This window comes from Rhodopseudomonas sp. (assembly GCF_013377015.1).
Lineage (GTDB): Bacteria > Pseudomonadota > Alphaproteobacteria > Rhizobiales > Xanthobacteraceae > JARJEH01.
This window is the reverse complement of the sequence record NZ_JACABA010000001.1, coordinates 1,498,382-1,516,410: the sequence shown is the minus strand read 5'-3', so window position 1 is coordinate 1,516,410 and position 18,029 is coordinate 1,498,382. Positions and strand designations below refer to the sequence as shown.

Genomic DNA, 18,029 nt, shown 5'->3' with positions numbered 1-18,029 from the left:
CGCGACCACGCTCAAGCGATACGGATACGCCATGAAATTCCTAGATGAAGCCAAGGTCTATATCCGCTCCGGCGACGGTGGTAACGGCTGCGTAGCGTTCCGCCGCGAGAAGTATATCGAGTTCGGTGGTCCGAGCGGCGGCAATGGCGGCCGCGGCGGCGATGTCATCCTTGAGGTCGCCGACGGCCTCAACACCCTGATCGACTACCGCTATCAGCAGCATTTCAAGGCCCAGAAGGGCACCAATGGCATGGGCAAGGACCGCCATGGCGCCAACGGCAAGGATATCGTGCTGAAAGTGCCGGTCGGAACCCAGATCTTCGACGAGGACCGCGAGACCCTGATTCACGATTTCACCACGCTGGGCGAGCGCTACGTGCTGGCCGAGGGCGGCAATGGTGGCTTCGGCAACGCCCATTTCAAGTCCTCGACCAACCGCGCGCCGCGCAACGCCAATCCGGGTCAGACCGGCGAGGAGCGCTGGATCTGGCTGCGGCTGAAACTGATCGCCGACGCCGGGCTGGTCGGGCTGCCGAATGCCGGCAAATCGACCTTTCTCTCGGTGGTGAGCGCGGCGAGGCCGAAGATCGCCGACTATCCATTCACGACGCTGCATCCGCAGCTCGGCGTCGTCGACGTCGACGGCCGCGAATTCGTGCTGGCGGATATTCCCGGCCTGATCGAGGGCGCCCATGAGGGCGCCGGCCTCGGCGATCGCTTTCTCGGCCATGTCGAACGCTGCCGCGTGTTGCTGCATCTGATCGATGCGACCTGCGAGCATGCCGGCAAGGCCTACAAGACGGTCCGCACCGAACTGATGGCCTATGCGGGCGATCTCACCGACAAGGTAGAGATCGTGGCGCTGAACAAGATCGACGCGGTCGAGCCGGACGAACTGAAGAAGCAGAAGGATCGGCTGAAGCGCGCCGCCAAGAAGACCCCGTTGCTGATGTCCGGGGTCACCGGCGAGGGCGTCAAGGATGCACTGCGCGCCCTGGTCGCGGTGATCGGCGAGGCGCCGGTGTCCGACAAGGCCAAGGCGGCGGCGCAGCCGGACCCGTGGGCGCCGCAGAACGTCTGAGTTCGGCCGGCCTCAGGTCCGGTGCCGTGCCCGTCCAGCCCGCCGCGGCTTCGCTGCGCTCGCTGGCGTCGATGTGCACCTTGGTCGGATGGTTCCAAGACGGAGACGCTCGGGAGGCCCGCGCCAATCGCCTGCGAGTCCCCTCGCCGACTCACACTCAGTAGACTTGCGGAACAAATCGCTGCATCGACTTTTTCGGCCGCTTGTAGCCGGTATCCGGCTGGCGCGGTGGAAGCTCGATTTCGACCGGCCGCATATCCTTGTACGGAATCTGATTCAGCAGATGACGGATGCAGTTGAGCCGGGCTCGTTTCTTGTCATCGGCATTGACGACATGCCATGGAGTCTTATTGCGATCGGTGTGGTCGAACATCACGTCCTTGGCCTTTGAATACTCCACCCAACGCTTCCGCGATTCGAGGTCCATCGGGCTCAGCTTCCAGCGCTTGATCGGGTTTCGGATGCGTTCCTGGAAACGCCGCTCCTGCTCTTCGTCGTTGACGGAAAACCAGTATTTGATGAGATAGATGCCCGAGCGCACCAACATCTCTTCGAAGATCGGACAGGACCTCAAGAATTCCTGATATTCGACCTTGTCGCAGAACTCCATCACATGCTCGACCCCGGCCCGATTGTACCAGCTGCGATCGAAGAGAACGATTTCGCCCCGGGTCGGGAGTTCGGCGACGTAGCGTTGAAAATACCACTGCCCGCGCTCACGCTCCGTCGGCGTCCCGAGCGCCACGACACGGCAGATGCGAGGGTTCAGGCTCTCGGTGATGCGCTTGATGACGCCGCCTTTGCCTGCTGCGTCACGGCCCTCGAAGATCACCGCGACCCGCAGACCATGCAAGCGGACCCATTCCTGCAGCTTGATGAGCTCGAACTGCAGATGAGCGAGCTCGTCGACATAGTTATATTTCTTCGGGGGCTTGTGCAGTTTCGACCATCCGGCCGTATGCCAATGCTGCTCGACGGCAGTGATCTCCTTGGCGAGGCGCTGTACGGATTTCTCAACCGCGGCAGGTTTGCTTTTCTTGGCCATTGGATTTCCTTGAGAGATGCCTCGACGGCGGAGCGGTTCCGAGAGCTAAATGGAGTGCAACTATCGCTCAGCCGATCCTCGACTCAAGCAATCCGCACGCATTGAGCTGGATCAAGCAAAGCCGCAGGAGGTCGAACGCTCGGGCCACCGAACGGGTTCGACGGCTCGCCGTCGCCTCGCGCCGAAGCAGCCCATTCTAGCCCTGGACCTGTTGCGCCGATTTTTCCAGCTGGGATAGTTCCGAGGAACCCAAGACGGCAGTGCGCTCCCTCTCTCGACTTTCGGGGGATGGCCGTCGCATTTGGATGTTGTGACCGCTGCGCAGATCATCCCTCCCCGCAAGGGGGAGGGAGAAGAGCTGCGGTACTGAATGCTCCATATGCGACCACCCTGCTCGCAAGGCGCGTTGCGGCGATCTTTAGATGCACCGCCGCTGCTTGCCATCGCCAGCGCGATATCGCAGCATTGCCTCATCGACGCACCAAAAGGCTCTCATGACTCGTCCAAAGAACATCCTCTGGATCATGTGTGATCAGCTGCGCCACGATTATCTCGGCTGCACCGGGCATCCGACCCTGACCACGCCGAACATCGATGCGATGGCGAAGCGCGGCGTGCGGTTCTCGCAAGCCTATGTGCAATCGCCGATCTGCGGCCCGTCGCGGATGTCGTTCTACACCGGGCGCTACATGCGCTCGCACGGCTCGCACTGGAACGGCTGGCCGCTGCGGGTCGGCGAGCCGACGCTTGGTGATCATCTGAAAAAGATCGGGGTGCGAAATGTGCTGGTCGGCAAGACCCATATGGCGCCGGATCTCGAGGGCCTGAAGATGCTCGGGATTCCGCCGGACTCGATCATCGGCGTGCATGTCGCCGAATGCGGCTTCGAGCCCTATGAGCGCGACGACGGGTTGCATCCGACCGGTCGGCCGCGTCCGGCCTATGATGCTTACCTGCGCGCGCATGGCTTTGATGCGCCGAACCCGTGGGAACACTGGGCCAATTCCGGCGAAGCCGACGACGGTTCACTGCAGAACGGCTGGCTGTTGAGCCACGCCGACAAGGCGGCGCGAATTCCCGAGGAGCATTCCGAGACGCCCTACATGACCCGCCGGGCGATGGACTTCATCGCCGAGGCGGAAGCCGACGCGCGTTCCTGGTGCCTGCATCTATCCTACATCAAGCCGCACTGGCCCTATATCGCGCCGGAGCCCTACGCCTCGATGTACGGCCCCGCCGATGTGCAGCCGGCGGTGCGCTCGGAGAGCGAGCGGCAGGACGCGCATCCGGTGTTCGCCGCCTACATGGATATGCGCTACTCGCGCAACATGGCCCGCGACGAGGCGCGCGCGAAGGTGATCCCGGCCTATATGGGGCTGATCAAGCAGATCGACGACCAGATGGGCGTGCTGATGGGCTTCCTGGAGCAGCGCGGCCTGCTCGACACCACCATGATCGTGTTCACCTCCGATCACGGCGACTATCTCGGCGATCACTGGATGGGCGAAAAGGATCTGTTCCACGACCAATCGGCGAAGATTCCGCTGATCGTGATCGATCCGTCGCGGCAGGCCGATGCGACGCGCGGCACGGTGTGCGACGCGCTGGTCGAGGCGATCGATCTGGCGCCGACCTTCGTCGACTATTTCGGCGCTCCGCCGCCGGATCATATTCTCGAAGGCCGTTCGCTGTTGCCGTGGCTGCGGGGCGAGACGCCGTCGGATTGGCGCCCGGTGGTGTTCTCGGAATATGATTACTGCATGCAGGACGTGCGATTGAAGCTGAACCAGCCGATCGAGCGCTGCCGGCTGTTCATGGTGTTCGACGGGCGCTGGAAATACATCCACGCCTCCGGCTTCCGGCCGATGCTGTACGATCTTCTGGAAGATCCACAGGAATTGGTCGACCGCGGCGAGGACGCCGCTTGCGCCGAGGTGATCGCCCGGCTGCAAGCGCAGCTGTTCGACTGGGCGCTGCATCCGAACGGCCACATCACTACCAGCCGCGAGAAGATCGCCGCCTATGCGGAGAAGCAGCTGCAGGTGAAAAACGGCATCTTGATCGGGATCTGGAACGAGGCCGAACTCGCCGCGATCAGGCGGAAGATCGGGATCGCCGAGCCCGCGAAGTAAGTCCGACCCATCATTCCGGGGTCGCTAGGCCTGTGGCCTCGCGCCCTGGAAAGACGAGGACTTTCGAACGGACGTTAACGAATTCAATTCGTGATCTTGTAACCCGTCGCCTTGACGATCGGCTGCCAGAACGCGGTGTTGGCCGCGAGCTCGCCGGCCAGGCCCTCCGGCGTCGAGCCGACCGGAATCAGCCCGATCGTCATCAGCTTCTCCTTGGCCTCCGGCTTGGCCAGCGCGGTGGCGACCGCGGCGCTGAGCTGCTTGGCGAAGTCCTTTGAACTGCCGGCCGGCAGCCACATCCCGTACCAGGCGTCCGCCACCAGATCGATGCCGCTTTCCTTCATGGTCGGCGCTTCGGGCAGGAACGGCGATCGCTCGGCGCTGGTGACCGCGAGCACCCGGACGCCGCCGCCGGCGCGATGCTGCTGGATCGCATCGGTCAGCGTGACGATGGCAAACGGGATGTGGCCACCGATCAGGTCGGTGATGATCGGCGCTCCGCCGCGATAGGCCACCCGCGTCATCGGCACGCCGATGGCCTGTTCCAGCCGCGAACCGGTGAAATGCGGGATGGTGCCGTTGCTCGGCACGCCGAAGGTCGCCTTGTCAGGGTTGGCCTTGAGCCAGGCGACGAATTCCTTGAAGGTCTTGGCGTCGACGGATTTGCCGACCACCACGGCAAATTCAAACCGTGCCAGCAGCGAGACCGGAACGAAATCCTTGGTGGCGTCGAAGCTGGGCGCGGTTTCCACCATCGGCAGCAGGTACATGGTTGGGCCGGTGGTCACCAGCACCGAGGTGCCGTCGGGGCTGGCGCTCTTGACCACCTTGATCCCGATCAGGCCGTCGGCGCCGGTGCGATTCTCAACGATCACGGCGCGGTCGAGGATCGGCGCGATCTGCTGTGCCACGACCCGGCACAGCGCGTCGCCGCCGCCGCCGGCCGCGAACGGGAAGATGATCCGCGTCAGCGGTCCGGATTCGGCGAGCGCACCGCTCGCTTTGGCCGCCGCCGACAAGGCAAGGCATCCGGCCAGGAAATTGCGTCGGTCCATCAGCAGTCCTCCCCTCGCTTTTGATTTGTGGTCGCAGCACTACAGCAGACCCCGCCGGGGAGGGAAATGGCGACGGGCGGCATTTCAGCCAGCCCCTCGGCCATCGCCACACCCTGGGTCGCACCGAGCCGCCGCTTGCGCCGGCCCGCCGTGTGCTGCAAAACGGAGCCGCTGTTCCAGCCCGGCGCGATGCGACGCGGCGGCAACCCGTGACCCGTTCGATGTCCCGCCCCGAACTGAAAAATTTCCGCCGCATCGTCGTCAAGGTCGGCTCCTCGCTGCTGATCGATTCGGCGGCCGGCGAGGTGCGGGCGGCATGGCTGGCGGCGCTTGCCGCCGACATCGCCGAATTGCACCTGCATGGCCGCGACGTGATGGTGGTGTCGTCGGGGTCGATCGCACTGGGCCGCAGCAAGCTGAAATTGCCGCGCGGCCCGCTCAAACTCGAGGAGAGCCAGGCGGCGGCGGCCGTGGGCCAAATCGCGCTGGCGCGGATCTGGTCGGAGGTGCTGGGCCATCACGGTATCGGCGCCGGGCAGATCCTGGTGACGCTGCAGGATACCGAGGAGCGCCGCCGCTACCTCAACGCCCGTTCCACCATCGCCAAACTGCTGGAATGGCGCGCGGTGCCGGTGATCAATGAGAATGACACCGTCGCCACCAACGAGATCCGCTATGGCGATAACGATCGGCTGGCGGCGCGAGTCGCCACCATGGCCAGCGCCGATCTGTTAATCCTGCTGTCCGACATCGACGGGCTCTATACGGCGCCACCCGGCGCCAATCCGGATGCGCGACTGATTCCGATTGTTGATTCGGTCACCGCCGAGATCGAGGCGATGGCGGGTGCCGCCGAATCCGAACTGTCGCGCGGTGGTATGTACACCAAGATCGAGGCCGCCAAGATTGCCACCAGCGCCGGCACCCACATGCTGATCGCGTCGGGCAAGATCGAGCATCCGCTGAAGGCCATTGCGGATGGCGGCCGCTGCACCTGGTTCCTGACCCCGGCCAATCCGGTCACCGCGCGCAAACGCTGGATTGCCGGCTCGCTGGAACCGAAGGGGACTCTGACCATCGACGCCGGCGCGGTGACCGCGCTACGCGCCGGCAAGAGCCTGCTGCCGGCCGGGGTGGTCCGGGTCGATGGCCAATTCGCCCGCGGCGACGCCGTGCTGGTACGCGGGCCGGATACTCATGAGATCGGGCGCGGCCTGGTCGCCTACGACGCCGACGATGCCGACAAGATCAAGGGCCGCTCCTCGCCCGACGTGCTGATCATCCTCGGCATCAGCGGCCGCGCCGAGATGATCCACCGCGACGACCTGGTGATCGGCGCGGCGCCGGGTTAACGCCGCCGGCGTGGCTGCGATCCTGCTTTGACCTGCCGCCTCCGACCCCCTATTTTGTGACAACTGCCTCATTGCCGGTTTCGAGCCCATGACTGCCTCACTGAAAGCCATCGACGGCAGCGCCGATCTGTCGTCGCTGATGAACGAGCTTGCTCGCGGCGCCCGCGCCGCGGCGCGGGTGCTGGCGCTGGCCCCGACGGAACAGAAGGATCAGGCGCTGGAGGCAATGGAGCGGGCGATCCGTGCCGGCGCCGCCGCCATTCTTGCGGCCAATGCGGAGGATGTCGCCGAGGCCAGAGCCAGCGGCGCGACCGACGCCTTTGTCGACCGGTTGACCCTGACGCCTGTCCGGGTCGACGCCATGGCCGATGGCATCGCCACGGTGCGCAGTATCCCCGATCCGATCGGTGCGGTGACCGAGCGCTGGCAGCGGCCCAACGGCATGGTGATCGAACGGGTGCGGGTGCCGCTCGGGGTGATCGCGGTGATCTTCGAGAGCCGCCCTAACGTTGCCGCCGACGCCGGCGTGCTGTGCCTGAAATCCGGCAATGCGGTGATCCTGCGCGGCGGTTCCGACAGTTTCTACTCTTGCCGCGCGATCCATGCCTGCTTGGTGCAGGGGCTGCGCGAGGCCGGCTTGCCGGAAGCCGCGATCACGCTGGTGCCAACCCGCGACCGCGCCGCTGTCGGGCTGCTGCTCAGCGGCCTCGACGGTGGTATCGACGTCATCGTGCCGCGCGGCGGCAAGAGTCTGGTGGCACGGGTCGAGGCCGAGGCGCGGGTGCCGGTGTTCGCGCATCTCGAAGGCATCAACGCGGTCTATGTCGATCGCGCCGCCGACCTGGACATGGCCAAGGCGATCGTGCTGAACGCCAAGATGCGACGGACCGGCGTTTGCGGAGCCACCGAAACGCTGCTGATCGACCGCGCCGGCGCCGCGGCGAATCTGCAGCCGCTGGTGCAGATGTTGCTCGAATCCGGCTGCGAGGTGCGTGGCGATGAAGCCGTGCAGCGCGCCGATTCACGCGTCAAACCGGCATCGGAGCAGGACTGGAACACCGAATTCGAGGCGCCGATCATCGCCGCCAAACTGGTCGACGGCGTCGACGATGCGATCGCGCATATTGCGCGCCACGGATCGCATCATACCGATGCGATCGTCACCGAGGATTCCGACACCGCGCGAAAATTTCTCAGCGAGGTCGATTCCGCGATCGTGCTGCATAACGCCTCGACGCAATTCGCCGATGGCGGCGAGTTCGGCTTCGGCGCCGAGATCGGCATTGCCACAGGGAAGTTCCACGCCCGCGGACCGGTCGGCGCGGAACAACTGACCAGCTTCAAATATCGCGTCCACGGCACCGGGCAGACCCGGCCGTGACCGCCACCCCCCGTGCCGGCGGATCCTGAATTGGCGCTGGAAAAAGGTTCCGCGACGTCCCCGATCCCGCCATTCACCAACGGCATGCGAATTGGCCTGCTTGGCGGCTCGTTCAATCCGCCGCATGAAGCGCATCGCGCCATCAGCCTGTTCGCGCTGAAGCGGCTGAAACTCGACCGTATCTGGTGGTTGGTATCGCCCGGCAATCCGCTGAAGGACGTCTCGGCGTTGCGCGAGCTCGATGCGCGCGCGGCGGCGGCGCGGGCGATGGCGAACGATCCGCGGATCGTGGTGAGCTGTCTCGAATCCGTCATCGGCACCCGCTACACTGCCGATACGATCAGTTATTTGCGCCGACATTGTCCCGCGGCGCGTTTTGTCTGGATCATGGGCGCGGATAATCTCGCACAGTTCCATCGCTGGCAAAGCTGGCAGAGGATCGCAGCCGAGGTTGCGATCGCGGTGATCGACCGCCCGCCAACCAGCCTGCGCGCCTTGGCCGCGCCCGCGGCCCGCGCTCTAGCCCGCAGGCGCCTACCTTCGAGCGCGGCAGCGACGCTGGCTGATCGCCAGCCGCCGGCTTGGGTGTTCCTTACCGGAGTGAAATCGCCTCTGTCCTCCTCCGGACTAAGGAACCCGGACGGAAGCTGGAAGAAATGATACACTGCACCAACTGGAATATTGAAACCTTCATCCCCACATGCCTAGTATAGGGCACGGGCGCCGGGATTCGGCGTTCGCGATACAGTGAAAGGAATGGTCCCTGACCACATCTGTATTGGCTAAGTCTGTTTTACCGAAATCAGTGTTGCCGAAGGCTGCCGTTACCAAGTCAGTCGCCAAGTCTGTGACACCCAGAGCGCGTAAGACATCGACACCCGTTGCGGTCTCCGAGGCGCTGCCTCGCGCCGACGAGACGCTGAAACTGATCCTCTCTCGCCTCGACGACATGAAGGCGGAAGAAACGATCACCATCGACCTTCGCGGCAAATCCGCTTTCTCCGACTACATGGTGGTGACCACTGGGCGCGCCAACCGGCACGTTGGCGCGATCGCGGAGAATGTCGTCAAGGCCCTGAAGGAAGCCGGAATCAAGAAACTCCACGTCGAGGGCTTGCCCAATTGCGACTGGGTGCTGATCGATTCCGGTGACGTGGTCCTGCACGTGTTCCGGCCCGAGGTGCGCGAATTCTACAATCTGGAACGATTGTGGACGCAAGGCCCCGCCCCGGCGAAGACGCTGTAGCGGATCGGATCGTGCAAAGCGCGCGCTCATGCTAACTTGAGCCGATGCGGCTTGTTGTCATTGCCATCGGCCGACTGAAGCAGGGTCCGGAACGCGAGCTTGCGGAGCGCTACCGCGAGCGGTTCGACGATATTGGCCGCAAGCTTGGCTTTCGCGGGCTCGAGATCCACGAACTTCCCGAGAGCCGCGCCCGCGACGCGCCGACCCGGATGGCGGACGAAGCCGCGGCGATTTCGGCGCTGATTGCCGACAAATCCATCATGGTTGCGCTCGATGAGCGCGGCCAAAGCCTCGACAGCGCCGGCTTTGCCCGCCAGCTCGGGCGCTGGCGCGACGAATCGGTGCCGAACACTATTTTCGTGATCGGCGGTGCGGACGGACTTTTGCCCGAATTGCGGCGCAAGGCGAAGCTGTGCCTTTCGTTCGGCGCCGCGACCTGGCCGCACCAGATGGTGCGGGTGATGCTGCTGGAACAGATTTACCGGTCCGCGACCATTTTGGCCGGACACCCTTATCACCGTTCGTAACGAGAACGCCGAATCGAACCGATGGCTTCAGAGCGGTATCATCGTCCAAGAGATCGAGCCGCAAACGCAGGCTGGCGATCCGTTGCGTTGCTGTCAGCCGGCCTGGTCTCGATCGGCCTTGCCGGCGGTTGGCCGCGGCAGGCGCAAGCGCAGGTCACAGCGTCGCCGTCGACCGACCTGATCCGGCAGCACGAGCAGGAGCTCGAGGCCGCGCGCGCGCGGCAGAAGAGCGCCGCCGAGCTGCAGGAAAAGCTCAAGGCCGACATCGCGGCGATCGGCGAGGACCGCGCCAAACTCAATCAGCAGCTGATCGATGTCGCCGCCAAGGTTCGCGCTGTCGAAACCAGGATCGGCGAGACCGAAGCCCGGCTGCAGCCGCTCGACGCCCGCGAGGCGCAGATCCGCGCGTCGCTCGATTCGCGCCGTTCTGAGATTTCCGAAGTGTTGGCGGCGTTGCAGCGCGCCGGCCGCCGCGCGCCGCCGGCGTTGCTGGTGCGGCCGGAAGACGCGCTGCAATCGCTTCGGACCGCGATGTTGCTCGGCGCGGTGGTGCCCGACATGCGCGCGCGCGCGGACCGGCTGGTCGGCGACCTCGGCGAATTGATCGCCTTGCGCAAGGCGATCTCGGCGGAGCGCGATCAGCTCACCGCCGATCGCGGCAAGCTCAATACCGACCAGCTCCAGCTCGCATCGTTGGTCGACGAGCGGCAGCGCAAGCAGAGCGCGGCCGAAAATGACATGGAAGTCGAGCGCGCCCGCGCCGTCACGCTGTCGCGCCAGGTCGACAGCCTGCAGGGCCTGATCGCCAAGATGGAGCTGGATCTCAAGAGCGCCGCCAAGGCCGCCGCGACCGCGAGCCTGAAGGGCACGCCCGCCGCGCTGAACGGCAAGCCCAATCTCGGTGCGCTGAAGGACCCCGGCCGGCTCAGTCCGGCGATCGCATTCGCCTCCGCCAAAGGTTTATTCGCGCTGCCGGTTAACGGCACCAAATTGCGCGAATTCGGCAAGCCCGACGGTGTTGGCGGCATTGAAAAGGGAATTTCGCTGGCCGCGCGCCCCGGCGCGCAGGTCACAACCCCGTGTGACGGCTGGGTGGTCTACTCCGGACCGTTCCGCTCGTACGGACAACTCTTGATCCTGAACGCCGGTGGCGGGTATCATGTATTGATCGCCGGGATGGAGCGCATTTCGGTTAATATTGGCCAGTTTGTGCTCACGGGGGAGCCGGTCGCGATCATGGGATCAACCTCTCAGGTCGCATCGATACTCGCGGCCAACGCGAGTCAGCCCGTGCTCTATATCGAGTTCCGTAAGGACGGTACTCCCATTGATCCAGGCCCATGGTGGGCCGCAAGTGAAGGCGAAAAGGTTCGCGGATGATGCGCAAGACTTCGGTAATTCTGCTCAGCCTCGCCACCGGCGCAGCGCTGACATTGTTCGTCACCCAGCCGCGCTCGGTGCTGATGGGATCGAGCGCCCGCGCGGCGACCTCGGACACCTACCGCCAGCTCAATCTGTTCGGCGATGTGTTCGAACGGGTGCGCAGCGACTACGTCGAGAAACCCGACGACAGCAAGCTGGTTGAGTCCGCCATCAGCGGCATGCTGACCGGTCTCGATCCGCATTCCAGCTACATGGATGCCAAGAGCTTCCGCGACATGCAGGTGCAGACCCGCGGCGAGTTCGGCGGTCTCGGCATCGAAGTCACGATGGAAGACGGCCTGATCAAGGTAGTGTCGCCGATCGACGATACTCCGGCGTCGAAGGCCGGCATCATGGCCAACGACATCATTACCAATCTCGACGACGAAGCGGTGCAGGGCCTGACCCTGAACCAGGCGGTCGAGAAGATGCGCGGCCCGGTCAATACCAAGATCCGGCTGAAGATCGTGCGCAAGGGCCAGGACAATCCGATCGAAGTCACGCTGGTGCGCGACAACATCCGGGTCCGTTCGGTGCGGGCGCGCACCGAGGGCGACGACATTGGCTATATCCGCATCACCACCTTCAACGAGCAGACCACCGAAGGCCTGAAGCGCGAAATCGGCAACCTGACGACCTCCATCGGCGCCGACAAGCTGAAGGGCTGGATCCTGGATCTGCGCAACAATCCAGGCGGCTTGCTGGAAGAGGCGGTGACGGTCTCCGACACCTTCCTCGATCGCGGCGAAATCGTTTCGACCCGTGGCCGCAACGCCGAGGAAACCCAGCGTCGCGTCGCCCATTCGGGCGATCTGACCAAGGGCAAGAAGGTGATCGTGCTGATCAATGGCGGCTCGGCCTCGGCATCGGAAATCGTCGCCGGTGCGTTGCAGGACCACAAGCGCGCTACGCTGGTCGGTACCCGCTCGTTCGGCAAGGGCTCCGTGCAAACCATCATCCCGCTCGGCTCCGGCAACGGCGCGCTCCGGCTCACCACTGCGCGCTACTTCACGCCGTCGGGCAAGTCGATCCAGGCCAAGGGCATCACCCCCGATATCGAGGTGCTGCAGGACGTGCCGGACGAGATCAAGTCGCGCACCGACACCAAGGGCGAAGCCTCGCTGCGCGGTCATCTCAAGGCCGAGGGTGACGAGAAGACCGGCTCGCAGTCCTACGTGCCGCCGGACGTCAAGAACGACAAGGCCTTGAAGATGGCCGCCGACCTGCTGCACGGCGTCAATATTAACGCCACTGCGCCGGCCACCGGCGACAAGGCTGCGATCGACAAGCCGGCCAGCAAGGTCGCCAACTGATTCGCCGCATCTGATCGACCTCTGCGAGAGGGCGGCCCGTCTCGGGTCGCCCTTTTTGCTGTCGGCTGGGTTGCCGCCATGCTGCCGCGCCGGCACCGCGCCGTGGTATCGTCGGCGCGGTTGATTCGGGAGGTCCACGGCCGTGACAGCGGACGAACTGAGCACACCGCTGGGGCAGAAGCGCGGACGCAAGCGCCGCTTCCGATTGCCGTTCACCGCGACCCAGGCGATCGCGACGATGCTCGGCCTGTTCCTGCTCGCCTTCCTGGGTTTTGCGATCTTCGGCGACAATCCGCTCGGCGGCGAACCGGTCGCCCGGGTTGCGATCAAAGCGCCAGAGACAGCCGAGAAATCCGCGCCGGCCGAAGCCGCCACCAAGTCCGCGGACAAAATGGGCCACGGCGCGCACGAGACGGCGGCCGCCAAGGAGGCGGCCCCGACCGGACAAAAGACCATCACCATCATCGACGGCAGCAGCGGTGCGCGGCAGGACGTGGTCGTCTCCGCCGACGCGTCGGAAAAGTCGGAAAAGATCGAGCCGCCGGGCGCGCCGGCAATGATGGCCGGGATTGATCAGCGGCTGCTGGAAAAGTCCCGCTACGGCATGATCCCGGTGGTCGCCGATGGCCTGAAGCCGTTCACGGCCTATGCCGCCGGAACCGACGCCGACCGCGCCAAGGCCGCCAAGGTGCCAACTATCGCCATCGTCGTCGCCGGTCTCGGGGTTGGGGCCGCCAAGACCACCGACGCCATCGTCAAGCTGCCGGGGCCGGTGACGCTGGCATTCACGCCTTACGGCTCCGATCCCGGCAAACTGGTGGAGCGCGCGCGGGCGCAGCACCACGAAGTGCTGCTGCAGATCCCGATGGAGCCGTTCGACTATCCCGACAACGATCCCGGGCCGCAGACACTGCTGACCACGGTGGCCGGCGACCAGAATCTCGATCGCCTGTTCTGGCACCTCAGCCGGTTCCAGGGCTATGTCGGGCTGGCGAATTTCATGGGCGGGCGCTTTGTGGTCGCGGATGCGGCGATGCAGCCGATTATCCAGGAGGCGGCGAAGCGCGGGCTGGGCTATCTCGATGACGGCACCGCGCCGCGCAGCGTCGCGCAAACGCTGGCGCTGGGGCAGGCAATGCCATTCGCCCGCGCCGATCTGACCATCGACGCGGTGCCGACCGCGCAGGATATCGACAAGGCGCTGGGCAAACTCGAAAGCCTGGCCAAGGAACAAGGCAGCGCCGTCGGCATCGCCTCCGCTCTGCCGATTTCGATCGAACGAATCGGTAGCTGGAGCAAGGCCCTGGCCAGCCGCGGGATCATGCTTGTGCCATTGACAACGGCGATGCTGAAACCAAAATCGGGCTAATTCACCCTTGGGCAGGGGACGAATTGGCACTCCCGGATCGCACAGCTGCGGATCGGATCGCCCGGACGCAGGAGGCATTGACTGAATGGCGCGCTACGACGATCTGCCCTATCGCACCTGCGTCGGCATGATGCTGATCAATCGGGCCGGACTGGTGTTCATCGGCCGTCGCGCCGGCGGCATCGAGCATGTCGATGACACGCATGTCTGGCAAATGCCGCAAGGCGGCGTCGATCCCGGCGAAGATACCTGGGAGGCCGCCAAGCGCGAGCTTTACGAGGAAACCAGCGTCCGCTCGGTCGAAAAGATCGGCGAAGTCCCGGAATGGCTGGTCTACGATATTCCACGTACCGTCGCCGGCCGCGCCTGGAAAGGGCGTTACCGCGGGCAACGGCAGAAATGGTTCGCGGTGCGCTTCACCGGCAAGGACAGCGAGATTGATGTCGAAAGCCCCGGCGGCGGCCACAAGCCGGAATTCATCAGCTGGCGGTGGGAGCCGATGAAGAACCTGCCGGAGCTGATCGTGCCGTTCAAGCGCCCGGTCTATGAACGGGTGGTGCAGGAATTTTCGCAGCTCGCGGCGGTGTAAATGCCGGCGGAGATCGCGCGCCAGCTCTAATCCTGATCGAACGCGACGCGCAGGATGTGGTCGCAATATTCCCTGACCAGATGGTGGGCGAAGGTTTGGTCGCGCGCCGCGATGGCGATGCGGCGAAGCCGGTCCTTGTCGGCGAGGGCGGTCACCACCGCGCGCTCCATGCCGCCCGGCTCGACGTCGTAGTAGACGCCGTGGACGCCATCGAGCAGCGGCGCATGGCGGACGATGGTTGGCTGATTGATCAGCGGCACCGCCTGCATCAGCGCCGCCTCATAGTGGCGGTAGCAATCCCAGCCCATGCCTTCCGGCGACCATGCCAGCCAGGAATGCGACATCCGCTCCATGAACGCATCGTAGGGCAACCGTTCGGTCGGCTGGTCGATCCGGTAGCCCAACGCCTTCAGCCGTTCGAGCTCAGGCAGGCCGGCGCCACGCACCGTCGAATTGCCCGACACCGAGCCCGAGAAGAAGATGTCGTGGGTCTTTTCCGGGAACGGCGCATCGCGCCAGCGCTCATCGAAACTGCAAATCGGCAGCGAGATCGGCCGCAGCTTGCCGATGCGCCGCCGCCATTTCTCACTGTTGCGGTAGCGCAGCGTCGGCAGATGCGGATGGATCGTCCCGTGCAGCACCTGCCAATTGTCGACCGGCAATTCGCGCTTGAAGAACGCCTTGGCCTTGTCGAACAGAAACACCGAGTCCGAACCGATGCCGAATGAATCGTCCATGTCGATGGCGATCAGCGGCACCGGAATCGTCGCCCAGCGCAACACGCTGACGCCGAACTGCCGCGAGATCGACGCCCACGGATGGGTCGGCGTGTGGAACGGTGCCCTCGCCCAATAGCGTGGGTGCCACGGCGAATAACGCACCGTGTTGGCGATCACCACATCGTAGCGCCCCGCGGCTGCGGCGCGCAGCTCGCGCAGAACTCGGTCGGGCGTCGAGAAACCGTCGATCGCGCAGAATTGGTCGGGCAGCCTGGTGTTGGTCCAGAGGCAGGTGGTGCGCTCGGGATACTGGAACTTGAAGTAGCCGCTGCCGATCTCCAGAATGCGCAACCGGGAGATGTCGAGCGCCGGCTCGGGCCGTTCTGGGTTGCTTGAAATTACCATGAAATTCCAACACCGCGTCCGGCGCGCGGCACCGGGCGCCAACGACAGCGCCGGTTCCAGGTTCTGCGGAACGTGGCTTGCCTAGCATGGGGTTTCTTGCCATTCAATGCGGCCAACAGGGTCGTCGGATGCAGCTTTGGCCGTCGGCGGAGGACGGATCATGCGCGCATCTCGACGGATTCTGATCAGCGGCGGCGCCGGCTTTATCGGCTCGCATCTGTGCGACCTGCTGCTGGCGGCGGGGCACGAAGTGCTCTGCGTCGACAATTACTTTACCGGCTGGCGCCGCAACATCGAGCATCTGGTGGGCGCGCCGCGCTTCGAGGTGATGCGCCACGACGTGACCTTTCCGCTCTATGTCGAGGTCGACGACATCTACAATCTGGCCTGCCCGGCGTCGCCGATCCATTATCAGCACGACCCGGTGCAGACGCTGAAGACCAGCGTGCACGGGGCGATCAACATGCTGGGGCTGGCCAAGCGCACTCGCGCCCGGATCTTCCAGGCCTCGACCAGCGAGGTCTATGGCGATCCCCACGTACATCCGCAGCCAGAAAGCTATTGGGGCCACGTCAATCCGCTCGGCATTCGCGCCTGCTATGACGAAGGCAAGCGCGCCGCCGAGACGCTGTTCTTCGATTACCACCGTCAGCACAAGGTGCGGATCAAGGTCGCGCGAATCTTCAACACCTACGGTCCGCGGATGCATCCCAATGACGGTCGCGTGGTGTCGAATTTCATCGTCCAGGCGCTGTCGAACGAGGACATCACGATCTACGGCGACGGCAGCCAGACCCGCTCGTTCTGCTATGTGACCGATCTGCTCGACGGCATTACCCGGCTGATGGCGAAGCCGGACGACTTCATCGGCCCGGTCAATCTCGGCAACCCGACCGAACACAGCGTCAAGCAACTCGCCGAGACCATCATCGAAATGACAGACTCCAAATCGAAGCTGATCTTTCTGCCGTTGCCGTCAGATGATCCGCAGCAGCGTCAGCCCGACATCACGCTGGCGCGGACTGAACTGCAATGGGAACCGAAGGTCGGCCTCCGCGACGGGCTTCAGGAAACCATTTCATATTTCCGTCAGCTGCTGAGTGCCTGAGGCGTTTGCGGTAACGCAATGCTCGGAACCGGCATTGTGCACCATAGTTGCCAAATTCAGCCGACAGGCGAAAAGCCATCGGAGCGAAGGGCCATGGACCTGATCAGCAGCACCGATGCCGGATCGACGACGGAGCCGCTGTACCGGCTCAACGTCGGGATCGCGCTGTTCAACGCGCGAGGCCGGGTTCTGATCGGCCACCGCTTCAAGGATGACGGGCCGGAAATCGTGCTGCCCGGCCTCGATTGGCAGATGCCGCAGGGTGGTGTCGACCCCGGCGAGGAGCCGCGCGTCGCGGTGATGCGCGAATTGTGGGAAGAGACCGGCGTCCACCATGCCGACCATCTCGGCGAGACCGGCTGGCTGGCCTACGAATTTCCGCCGTATCATGGACCGTACCACCGGCTCGGGCATTTCCGCGGCCAGCGCCAGAAATGGTTCGCGCTGCGCTTCACCGGCGCCGACAGCGAGATCGACCCGCTCGCCACCCGCAACGGCCAGCCGCCGGAATTCGACGCCTGGCGCTGGGAACGGCTCGATCGCGTCGCCGACCTGGTGGTGCCGTTCCGGCGCGAGGTCTATCTCGAAGTGGCGCGGTGCTTTGCCGGATTCGCGTGAGCGGGCCTTCTGTATTGGAGTCGGTCATTCCGGGGCGCGAGCAGCGGCAGCTGCGAGTGAACCCGGAATCTTGCCCCGCACGCGAGATTCCGGGTTCGCGGATCAGCGCTTTGCGCCGACCCGCGCCCCGGAATGACGAATCTGAAGTTCGTGCTTGAAAGCCGACGTTCGGCTTAATGCATCGCCGTGGTGCTGATCTGGTGCTGGATGCTCTTGTAGTGATCCAGCCGCTCGATCGCGCGATCGAGTTCATCGCCGACCTTCTCGGGCAGCTTGGCTTCCATGCTGGAAATCGTCTCGGCGAAGCTCGCGACATCGAGCTCGGGCAATGCGGTGGCGACGTCGGCCAGCACGGTGAGGCCCTTGTCGGAGACTTCGGCGAGGCCGCCGAGCACCACGATCTTCTGCTGGCTGCCGGCAGCGGTCACGGTCAGGATTCCCGGGCGAATCGTCGCCACCACCGGCGCGTGGCCGGCGAGCACGCCGAAATCGCCCTCGACGCCCGGGATGTCGACCTGGTCGACTTCACCGGAGAACGCCAGCTTTTCCGGCGAGACGAGATCGAAGTGGAAGGTGGCCATCGCTATGCTCATCCGCTGGCCTCATCCTGAGGAGCGCGCCGTCGGCGCGCGTCTCGAAGGATGAGAGAGTTGTTCGTCACCCTTCG

The 18,029-nt window shown here is 64.6% G+C and carries 17 protein-coding genes; 13 read left to right on the top strand and 4 right to left on the bottom strand.

Annotated elements, in window-relative coordinates:
• The first annotated feature begins 31 nt into the window (after positions 1-31).
• Positions 32-1,081: a GTPase ObgE gene (gene obgE, locus HXX15_RS07230; protein ID WP_296514227.1), complete on the top strand. Its 1,050-nt coding sequence runs from the start codon at positions 32-34 to the stop codon at positions 1,079-1,081.
• A gap of 157 nt (positions 1,082-1,238) precedes the next feature.
• Here the strand turns inward: obgE and ppk2 are convergent, their stop codons facing one another.
• Positions 1,239-2,126, bottom strand: coding sequence for a polyphosphate kinase 2 (gene ppk2 / locus HXX15_RS07225; protein WP_296514223.1), 888 nt, complete (start codon positions 2,124-2,126; stop codon positions 1,239-1,241).
• Between the two features lie 494 nt (positions 2,127-2,620).
• Between ppk2 and HXX15_RS07220 the strand changes: the two genes are divergently transcribed.
• Entirely contained in the window at positions 2,621-4,258 is a 1,638-nt protein-coding gene (locus tag HXX15_RS07220) for an alkaline phosphatase family protein (RefSeq protein ID WP_296514222.1), read from the top strand.
• 83 nt (positions 4,259-4,341) lie between these two features.
• Here HXX15_RS07220 and HXX15_RS07215 read toward each other — a convergent pair whose 3' ends face one another.
• A complete protein-coding gene (locus HXX15_RS07215; protein ID WP_296514219.1) occupies positions 4,342-5,313 on the bottom strand; it encodes a Bug family tripartite tricarboxylate transporter substrate binding protein in 972 nt (323 codons plus the stop codon).
• 221 nt (positions 5,314-5,534) lie between these two features.
• On the opposite strand from HXX15_RS07215, the gene proB reads away from it, so the two are divergent.
• From proB to HXX15_RS07170, 9 genes are all read left to right on the top strand, one after another.
• Positions 5,535-6,665, top strand: a complete 1,131-nt coding sequence (proB, locus tag HXX15_RS07210) for a glutamate 5-kinase (RefSeq protein WP_296514215.1) — start codon at positions 5,535-5,537, stop codon at positions 6,663-6,665.
• Positions 6,666-6,753: 88 nt separating this feature from the next.
• Complete coding sequence (locus HXX15_RS07205; protein WP_296514213.1) at positions 6,754-8,046, top strand: glutamate-5-semialdehyde dehydrogenase; 1,293 nt, start codon at positions 6,754-6,756, stop codon at positions 8,044-8,046.
• Positions 8,047-8,076: 30 nt separating this feature from the next.
• Entirely contained in the window at positions 8,077-8,706 is a 630-nt protein-coding gene (locus HXX15_RS07200) for a nicotinate-nucleotide adenylyltransferase (RefSeq protein ID WP_296514211.1), read from the top strand.
• A gap of 187 nt (positions 8,707-8,893) precedes the next feature.
• The gene (rsfS, locus tag HXX15_RS07195) at positions 8,894-9,292 is read left to right on the top strand and encodes a ribosome silencing factor (protein WP_296514209.1); all 399 of its coding nucleotides are present in this window, start codon (positions 8,894-8,896) and stop codon (positions 9,290-9,292) included.
• A 44-nt stretch (positions 9,293-9,336) separates the two neighbouring features.
• Entirely contained in the window at positions 9,337-9,819 is a 483-nt protein-coding gene (rlmH, locus tag HXX15_RS07190; RefSeq protein WP_296514206.1) for a 23S rRNA (pseudouridine(1915)-N(3))-methyltransferase RlmH, read from the top strand.
• 21 nt (positions 9,820-9,840) lie between these two features.
• On the top strand, positions 9,841-11,199 hold the full coding sequence (locus HXX15_RS07185) for a peptidoglycan DD-metalloendopeptidase family protein (protein ID WP_296514203.1): 1,359 nt from the start codon (positions 9,841-9,843) through the stop codon (positions 11,197-11,199).
• On the top strand, positions 11,196-12,554 hold the full coding sequence (locus HXX15_RS07180; protein WP_296514201.1) for a S41 family peptidase: 1,359 nt from the start codon (positions 11,196-11,198) through the stop codon (positions 12,552-12,554). Before HXX15_RS07185 ends, HXX15_RS07180 begins: the two co-directional genes overlap by 4 nt.
• Positions 12,555-12,696: 142 nt before the next feature.
• Positions 12,697-13,923 (top strand): divergent polysaccharide deacetylase family protein, encoded by a 1,227-nt coding sequence (locus HXX15_RS07175; protein ID WP_296514198.1) that lies wholly within the window; start codon positions 12,697-12,699, stop codon positions 13,921-13,923.
• An 85-nt stretch (positions 13,924-14,008) separates the two neighbouring features.
• On the top strand, positions 14,009-14,512 hold the full coding sequence (locus HXX15_RS07170; protein WP_296514195.1) for an RNA pyrophosphohydrolase: 504 nt from the start codon (positions 14,009-14,011) through the stop codon (positions 14,510-14,512).
• Between the two features lie 26 nt (positions 14,513-14,538).
• Here HXX15_RS07170 and HXX15_RS07165 read toward each other — a convergent pair whose 3' ends face one another.
• A complete protein-coding gene (locus HXX15_RS07165) occupies positions 14,539-15,636 on the bottom strand; it encodes a glycosyltransferase (protein ID WP_296514193.1) in 1,098 nt (365 codons plus the stop codon).
• Between the two features lie 160 nt (positions 15,637-15,796).
• Between HXX15_RS07165 and HXX15_RS07160 the strand changes: the two genes are divergently transcribed.
• Positions 15,797-16,744: a UDP-glucuronic acid decarboxylase family protein gene (locus tag HXX15_RS07160; RefSeq protein WP_296514191.1), complete on the top strand. Its 948-nt coding sequence runs from the start codon at positions 15,797-15,799 to the stop codon at positions 16,742-16,744.
• A gap of 93 nt (positions 16,745-16,837) precedes the next feature.
• Positions 16,838-17,362 (top strand): RNA pyrophosphohydrolase, encoded by a 525-nt coding sequence (locus HXX15_RS07155; RefSeq protein WP_296514189.1) that lies wholly within the window; start codon positions 16,838-16,840, stop codon positions 17,360-17,362.
• Positions 17,363-17,535: 173 nt separating this feature from the next.
• Here HXX15_RS07155 and HXX15_RS07150 read toward each other — a convergent pair whose 3' ends face one another.
• A complete protein-coding gene (locus HXX15_RS07150; RefSeq protein ID WP_296514884.1) occupies positions 17,536-17,943 on the bottom strand; it encodes a F0F1 ATP synthase subunit epsilon in 408 nt (135 codons plus the stop codon).
• Between the last annotated feature and the right edge of the window lie 86 nt (positions 17,944-18,029).